Below are 8,477 nucleotides of genomic sequence, written 5' to 3' on the forward strand. Positions count from 1 at the left end.
GACAACAACCGCGGCGAACGTGCACTGCGCGGCGTATGCGTGAGTCGCAAGAACTGGAACTTCACCGGCTCGGAGAATGGCGGTCACGCCCTGGCGATCCTGCTCACCCTTCTGGAGACCTGCAAGCAGAACGGGGTGAACCCCCGTCACTATCTGATCGATGTGCTTGAGCGCATCCAGGATCATCCCGCCAATCGCCTCCACGAACTGCTGCCCTATCACTGGGCACCGCTGGCCCACCCCCTCGGTCAGGATAAGTGTCGTCTGGTTTGATAGAGTATTTAAAACACCCTGGGGGCGAGAGAGGAGCGCCCAAGATGCCACGATATCCTGACGAACGCAGAGAAGCCGCAGTAGCCAAGCTATTGCCCCCGTACAACCTCTCGCCCCGGGAGGTGGCGGAGCAGGAAGGGGTTTCCATTGCCACGGTGTACAAGTGGCGCAAGGAGGCCCGAGAACAAGGCCGCTGTCTTCCCCAGGCCACGGGGGCCGGTACTGAAGGCTGGTCATCCAAGGACAAGTTCTCCGCAGTGGTGGAGACGGCCGGGATGAACGCCCAGGAGGTGGCGGAGTATTGCCGTTCCCGGGGTTTGTATCCGGAGCAGTTACAGGTGTGGCGCCACGACTGTGAACAGGCAGCCGGCCTGGCGAGCCAGGATCGCCGCCGTGAAGCCCAGGAACTCAAGGGCCACAAGGCACGTATTCGTGAACTGGAACGGGAACTCAGACGCAAGGAAGCCGCGTTGGCGGAGACAGCGGCGTTGCTGACACTGTCAAAAAAGGCCGCCGCGATCTGGGGGGACGAGGAAAAATGATCAGCACCGCAGATCGCCGCAAAACCGTTGAACTGATCGATCAGGCCCGAGCCGAGGGAGCAAGGCTGACACCCGCCTGCGAGGTGGCCGGTATCTGTGCCCGCACCTATCAGCGCTGGACCGGGCAGGAAAACCTGGGGGAGGATCGCCGCCCTTTCGCGGATCGGCCAAGGCCGGCCAATGCCCTGAGTCCTGAGGAAGAGCAAGCGATCCTGGACGTATGCAACCGGCCCGAGTACGCATCCCTGCCTCCGGATCAGATCCTGGTGCGCTTGCTGGACGAGGAAGATCGCTATCTGGCCTCGGTGTCCACGATTTACCGGGTGCTGCGTCGTTACGGCCAGGTGGCTCACCGAGGACGTGCCAAGGCCCCCCGCCGCAGCAAGCCCCCGACCACGCATCAGGCCCATGCGCCCAATCAACTTTGGGCTTGGGACTGCACCTGGCTGCCGGGCCCGGCCCGGGGGACGTTCTACTACCTGATCATGATCCTGGATGTCTTCAGCCGCAAGGTCGTGGGCTGGGAGGTCTTTCCGTCTGAATCGGCGGACAACGCCATGCAAGTCATTCAGCGGGCCGTGTTGGCCGAGAACATCGTTCAACGGCCTCTGGTATTGCACTCCGATAACGGTAGTCCTTTCAAGGCCGCCACGCTGCTGGAGAAGCTGCGGGACATGAACATCGATCCCTCCTTCAGCCGGCCACGGGTGAGCAACGACAACGCCTACGCTGAAGCCTTGTTCCGGACCTGCAAGTACGTCCCTGGCTATCCGGCCAAAGGTCTGGAATCGCTCGAAAAGGCCCGTGAGTGGGTGCATGGCTTCGTCCGCTGGTACAACCACGAACACCGCCACAGCGCCATCCGCTTTGTCACGCCCGCTGAGCGTCACCGCAGTGAGGACAAGGCGATCCTGGTACGCCGTCATCAACAATTCCAAAGAGCCCGACAGCTTCGCCCGGAGCGCTGGAGTGGAAAGACTCGTAACTGGTCGCATGTCGATACCGTCACCATGAATCCTGAGCGCGTTGCTCAAGATCAGCCACTAAAAATGGCTGCATAACAATGTGCTCTCAGGCGACAACCACCTTGACAGCCGCCGCCCAGAGTTGCGGGGAGCATGCCAGCCCCGACTGACGGCTGGCTATACGGGGGCTACCGGACGGGTACCATCTAGCTTTAAGCATCCCAGATTTTTAATCTAAAACATCCAAATTAAAATGCTGCATAAATCCCGAAAAAGATGGTTAATTTGGATGGTTTCCATGGCGTCATTCCTATGAAAATGGATTCACATCAAGAGGTTATGGGGATGCATCATGGAGATCGAGCTTACCAGCCACGCAGAGCGTCGTGTTCGTCAACGGGGTATTTCGGATGGGGATGTTGGCCTGATGCTCATCTATGGAGCGAGGCATGTTACCCATAAGACATGCGAATTGGTCACTCTCGGGAGATCAGGTGCTCACGAACTACTAGGAGAAGGGGTTTCAGTGCAGGTCATTGACCGACTCAGACGCACCGCACTAGTGGTTTCCGGAGCGGATGGTATGGTTATTACCGCGATCAAGCTTGGCCGGAAGTGCCATCACTACCTGCGCCAGTGCTGAGGAGGCGACCGGTCATGACTGACAAGGGGGATAATGTGGTTCCATTTCCGAACAGGCCCAACTTGGATCCCGTTCCGTCAGTGGATGCGGTTAACCGGGCTACGGCCTCGCAAACATCACGCGCAGAACGTGATGCGGTGGTGCGTGCGCGAGCCGATGATATCCGTAAAACCGTTGCTTCTTTTTCCGGAAGAATCTCCCATTCTCATCGGCTCGTACTTGCTGGCAACCTTGGCCGGCTTCTTTATGGTTCTGAGTCTAAGAGAAAGCACGGGGATCTCAGTCGGATTTTGCAGGCCGCAGGTGTTGCTGAGGAAGGTGACCATACGAAGCGGCTACCACGGTATGCCATTCGACCAGATCGGTCACCTCCCTCCGCCAAGACACTTGCTTCCAGGCCAAAAAACTACCTACTAATCGCGGAAGCGGCGGCTAACCAATTCGGGATTGATCGAGATAAGTCAGTCGTTTTGGTTTTCAGTGGTGTCCAATTAGGAGGTGAAGAGCCAGATTACGATCTTGCCGAATACTTTTCCCTATACAGACTCCTGAATGCCTTTCTTGATGGGATTGTCAAGACTACGAAGGTTGATAATTACTTTAAAAGTCTCGCCAAGTGGCGCTGGATCAGTCGAACAGATGAGTATCAACGAGCAGCCAGTGTAGCCCCTTTCTCTTTAGATGAAGATGAACTAGATGACTATGGAGCGTTACATCCAGATGCTGTAGGTCGCTGGGGTGCTGATGTAAATCATTTTGAAGCTGACTCTAATGAAATGGAGTTCTATAGGCAGAGGGTCACATTGCTACCGAAGGTTGCTATTTCATCATGTTCAAGAATCTTAATGGATTGGGATCCGCCATTTGAAATTAAAGTATACCCGCGTTCTGTGAACGATGGATTAGAGATTGAGCTGGGTTCGCTTAAAGTTAACTGTCTTGTTAATATTTATCTTGTGCTTGCACCTATGTTGCCCCGTGAGGAGGTTAGCCTATACTTTATGCGTTACCCTATGTTTTATGTGGCTGGAAATTATCGGTTGAATGGTGAATTAAAAAAACTTAATTGGTATTCATGCCCACCTCCAAATTTTACCTTTCAAGCGGGGTCAACTTCAGTTCTTAAATTGGGTTTTAATCTCAATGAGGACACCTATGTGGTAGTGAGACATGAAACGCCAAAACTCACAGCAGATGTCATGTATATGGAAAAGGATAAATATGGAATTCTTCACTGGCCACTAGACTTGGTGACGCCATCCTCCATTGTAAAATATTTAAATCATGATATTGATGTTGAAGATGGTGAAGCAGGTGATGAGTTAGCAACTGCCCAGTCTCCTTATAAAACCCGTGCCGCTATCCTGGAATCTAACTTGCGAGGCAATTGGGGAGGCGAGTTTCAGAAGCTGTTAATCGAAGACGTTGCGCGGTTACTTGAGCATATGAACCGTGAAATCAAACGGCTCGAATCAAAAAGTCTTACTGAAGAGCGTGAAGCGTTAGCACGTCTTGTTAATCCAGCAACTGCTGTACCGGGGAATAAAGATGAATAATCATATGCAGTTTGCTCAGCTTTGGTGGAAATTCATGCAGATACCCGTGGAAGACTTCTTTCCTGGAGAACTTGGCAGAATTGTAAATGATAACCACCATCATGGTAGGACCATGAGTCCAGGATATGTGGGACGTGACTACCAGAAGGGTGGCTGGTTACTTGTTGGAAACTACCCCGCCGGTGGAACGTCTGCGTATCTTGATCAACCAGAGGAAACTGATGTGCATCTTTATGGTTGCTTTAATTCATTGCGTGATGCAAAAGATGATGCTGGGCGTTTCTTGAAATTTACTGAGATGTCTGAATATTGGATCAATATTCAAAAAAGTCATCGCATCTATAAGAATGTGATAAGGCCACTGCTTCAGGCAGGAGGCAAAGCAGACCATGATATTGCCTTCATCAATCTTTTCCCGTTTCGTTGCAAAGATAATCGTGCACCAAGCATGGCGATGCGTAGAAATGCATGGAAGATGGTCGTTCAACAGCAGATAGACATTTTGTCACCCAGCGCAATAATAGCCTTGGGCAAGGCGGCAGGTCATGTCTTGAGTGATTTCTATTCTGGATCTGCATCACTGCATACGCTCCCGAGAAGCAATGGTGATTTTTATCTTACAGAGGGGGCAAAAAATGAAATCAATGAGTTAACAAAAAGTAGTGCTGTTGAAAATATATCAGAAAATCTTTTGTCAGCGAGCCATGAGTTAGCAAAAGATGGTGATTTCGCACAAAGCCATGCTGCTACCCGACAGACGTCGATTTCCCAGTGTATTAATTATGAGTCTCTACTGCTAAAGCTCGGATTTGAAAAGCCAGTCAGGGGTATGACCTTGAAGCACTGTAGGGGGATTCCGAGTATGTATTACAATCGTGGGCCAGATGGTAAAGTATATTTTACGGTACGCAAGGCGCAGCAGGATATGTTTTCGATGGAAATGTGGCGATTTGTTCCTCCAAGGCAAAAAAAAGATGATGCACCTCATCTGATGACTGTCGAGCCTCTGCCTGGCCAGGAGGAAAAGGCATTTAAATCTATTCTTGATGGCGGTGTACGATTCTGATTCTTGACCGTGGTTTGATTTCGTTTTTTCAGAAAATATAAATAGGGAGATACAATGATTTCGCTGAGAGATTTTGAAACGCAATGGCTGGATGAAATTGAATCTGGTTCACCTTCAAGTACTTTGAAAGGGCATCGGTTTGCTCAGAAAATACTGCGGGACTGGCTTGAACTGGATGTGGATATGGCAGAGATCATCTACTGCGATGGCAGTGGTGATGGTGGTATTGATGCAGCTGTCTTTATTCCGAGCGAAGCTGAAGAGGGTTCTGAGGGTGATACATGGATGCTTGTGCAAAGTAAGTATGGTAGTGCATTTAGAGGTGTAGATACTTTGTTTGTCGAGGCCAACAAGGTGTTTGCTACATTGGAGGGTCAACGCGATAATCTTTCTTCTGTATCTGATGATGTGGTTAAACGGATCCGGCAATTTCTTTCGCAAGCAGGAGCAAAGGATCGTCTGGAATATGTGGTTGCAACTAATCAGAGGTTGACTCATGCCGAATATGATGCGCTGGAAGCAATCAGGGGGATAGGTCACGAGAAATTTGGTGCGATTTTTAGTGTTGCAGATGTTTCCATCGAAACAATTTATAATAAGCGGGCTGAAGGTAATATCTTTGGTGGTAATCGGCTAAAGGTAACGCTGAAAACTAGTATTTCTAGTTCAGGTGAAATCCTTTATGTTGGTTCCACGAAGTTAAAGGATATGTTTGAGTTCATGCAGGAATATAAAAAGCAGACTGGAGACCTGGATACGCTATATGATAAAAATGTACGTAAATATCTCGGGCACAGGCGCAAGGTGAACAAGGGTATCGAACATACTATCTTGCATTATCCGGAGCGCTTTGGTCTTTATAATAATGGTATAACCATTGTGGCTGAAGCAGTGAGTCAGGAGGCCGACAATAGGGTTGTTCTATTTAATCCTTATGTAGTAAATGGTTGCCAGACCACGCGATCCATTTATCTTATTCTCCAACAAAAGCTCAATTCCGGAGGCAAGGGAAATGGGGGGGTATCTCACCAGCAGTGGCTAAAACGTCTTGATAATGCAGTGGTTGTAACAAAAATTGTTGTGGTTGGTGATGAAGGTGAGGAGCTACTTACAGAAACTACGCGTTACACCAATTCACAAAATGCAGTAAGTGAGAAGGATTTTCTTTCATTGGAGGCTAATTTCCGCAGTTGGGCTTCCGAGTTTAATGCGCAATACGGAGTGTTCCTGGAAATTCAGCGTGGATCTTGGGACGCACGTAAGGCCTGGCAAAAACAGAATCCAACGACACAGCCACAGTATGAGTCTTCTGTCTACGCTTTTGAATTATTGAAAGTATATGTTGCCGGTTGGGTTGGTGAGCCCGGTGCGGCTCTTGGAAGCAATTCTCGTTTTGCTCCCGGTGGTTTTTGGTTTAAGAAGGTCAATGAGTTACCGGAATTCGATGTTGAGGCGATATATGCTGCATATCTGTTGAAGCAATTGGCGGATGGGTACAATTTCGGACGTGCTTCAGAGCAGAAGTCGCGTAAGCAATCACGTTCTTTGACTCGTTTCTTGTTCTACATGGTTGCGATTGATCTGTTACGCAACTTCCTTTTAATGCAAGATATGGAGCATGAGAATAAAGATATTTCTCAGGTTATTGCAAGGCTACACAAATCTGATCTTTTACATGAAATTGGTATAATCTCAATCAACTTGATCGACGACTATTTTCGGCATGGTGCTGAAGATACTTTGTTTGATGAGCCTGGATTTCGAAGGACTCAAGAGATACGTCAGTTTCTAATGTCCGATAAACTTGGAAAAGACGATCAGTATTCACCTGGCCTGAAGGCGCAACTGAATTACGCTAGACGAGATTTTCGTCGTAGTCCGATTGCTGAGAAGATAAAAGCGGTATTGAAAGAGGATTAGAGAGGTAAGAGATAGGTATTTTGACTGTTAATGCTGCTGGCTGAGATCATCCAGCAGCTCAACGATGTTTTCGCTGACAAAGTCAGCGACGAAGATAAGCTGCGTTTTGCCAACAGCATCGAGCTGGTGAAGCCGTGAAGGCCCAAGTGCTGGGCTACGGCGAGGAGCAGGTGGCACTCTCGCCCTGGAACAGGTAAATGTGGTCCGGGTGTTCCCGTCGGCGCTAGTCGATGACGGCAACGAGTAAGGCAGCATTTCAGGCTGGTCGCCCTGGAATCATCCTGTGGCGGAAAGGGGGGGGCGGATCAGTACACTACCGGTTTGACAGCGATGGATAACACATCATGACCGAACGTCTCCACAAATTGCTGGCCCAGGCGGGTCTGGGTTCACGTCGAGAGGTGGAGCGCTGGATCGCCCAGGGCCTGGTGACCGTCAACGGCAAGGTGGCCCAGCTGGGTGATCAGGCCGGCCCGGAAGACCAGATCGCCGTGCGCGGCCGCCCCGTCTCCGTGGAGGTCCCCGCGCCGCGTGTGGTGGTCTATCACAAGCCGGAAGGGGAAGTGACCACCCGCTCCGACCCCGAGGGTCGCCCTACCGTGTTCGAACACCTGCCCCGGCTGCGCCAGGGCCGCTGGGTGAGCATCGGCCGGCTGGACCTCAACACCTCCGGATTGCTGCTGTTCACCACCGACGGCGAGCTGGCCAACCGGCTCATGCATCCTTCCACCGAGGTGGAGCGGGAATACGCCGTGCGGGTGCTGGGCGCGGTGGAACCGGCGGTGATCCAGCGGTTGCTGGCCGGCGTGGAACTGGAGGACGGCCCGGCCCGTTTTGACGATATCCGGGAGGCCGGGGGTACCGGTGCAAACCACTGGTACCACGTGACCCTCAAGGAAGGCCGCAACCGTGAGGTGCGGCGCCTGTGGGAGTCCCAAGGCATTACCGTCAGTCGCCTGATCCGGGTACGCTACGGCTGCATTCAGCTGGGGACCGGGCTACGCCTGGGCCGCTGGCGGGAGCTGGAGTCCCAGGAGATGAAGGCCCTGTATCAGCAGGCGGGCCTGTCCTGGAAGGCGCCCCGCAAGTCCCGTATCATCCGTCCTCCCAAGACCCGTCGAGCCCCTGGGCGGTGAATCCGGAGCGTCTTCATCCGGTCCTGGAACGGCTATCGACCCATTACGGGCCGATGCACTGGTGGCCGGGTGAGACGCCTTTCGAGGTGATGGTGGGGGCGATCCTCACCCAGAATACCGCCTGGACCAACGTGGAGCGGGCCATCGCCAACCTCAAGGCGGCCGAAGTGCTGGACGCGGAGAGCCTGGCGGCCCTGCCTCGCAATGATCGTACCCGTCCGGTAGCCCCCGTATTCCATAGTCCCCACTGATCCTCCATCGTCACCGTTACGATCTCAAGCAATAGAGGGGATGTGGCGGATGAGCAGAGGTATCCGACAGCGCAAGCGCGCTTTCTGGAAGGATCTGGTCCAGCAGTGGGCGGCCTCAGGCCAGA

At 52.0% G+C, this 8,477-nt stretch carries 6 protein-coding genes and 1 pseudogene; all 7 read left to right on the forward strand.

What is annotated here, in order from left to right; genetic code table 11:
* The coding region (locus BMX62_RS12110; RefSeq protein WP_143339788.1) for a transposase domain-containing protein at positions 1–273 on the forward strand (273 nt) is incomplete at its 5' end.
* A gap of 44 nt (positions 274–317) precedes the next feature.
* Positions 318–1,876 (forward strand): IS3 family transposase gene (locus tag BMX62_RS12115; protein ID WP_238375989.1). Its coding sequence is split into 2 segments (ribosomal slippage): positions 318–783 and positions 783–1,876, totalling 1,560 coding nucleotides; the frame shifts between segments, so codons are not numbered across the junction.
* 561 nt (positions 1,877–2,437) lie between these two features.
* Entirely contained in the window at positions 2,438–3,979 is a 1,542-nt protein-coding gene (locus tag BMX62_RS12755) for a hypothetical protein (RefSeq protein ID WP_143339790.1), read from the forward strand.
* Positions 3,972–5,045 (forward strand): hypothetical protein, encoded by a 1,074-nt coding sequence (locus BMX62_RS12760; RefSeq protein ID WP_143339792.1) that lies wholly within the window; start codon positions 3,972–3,974, stop codon positions 5,043–5,045. The genes BMX62_RS12755 and BMX62_RS12760 overlap by 8 nt, the downstream gene beginning before the upstream one ends.
* Positions 5,046–5,099: 54 nt before the next feature.
* Positions 5,100–6,965, forward strand: coding sequence for an AIPR family protein (locus tag BMX62_RS12125; protein ID WP_090209483.1), 1,866 nt, complete (start codon positions 5,100–5,102; stop codon positions 6,963–6,965).
* Between the two features lie 344 nt (positions 6,966–7,309).
* The gene (gene rluB, locus BMX62_RS12130) at positions 7,310–8,101 is read left to right on the forward strand and encodes a 23S rRNA pseudouridine(2605) synthase RluB (RefSeq protein WP_090209486.1); all 792 of its coding nucleotides are present in this window, start codon (positions 7,310–7,312) and stop codon (positions 8,099–8,101) included.
* 53 nt (positions 8,102–8,154) lie between these two features.
* Positions 8,155–8,260 (forward strand): annotated as a pseudogene (locus BMX62_RS12135) (endonuclease); the annotation flags it as partial.
* Positions 8,261–8,477 lie beyond the last annotated feature (217 nt).

The organism is Ectothiorhodospira magna (assembly GCF_900110965.1).
Taxonomy (GTDB): Bacteria; Pseudomonadota; Gammaproteobacteria; order Ectothiorhodospirales; family Ectothiorhodospiraceae; genus Ectothiorhodospira; species Ectothiorhodospira magna.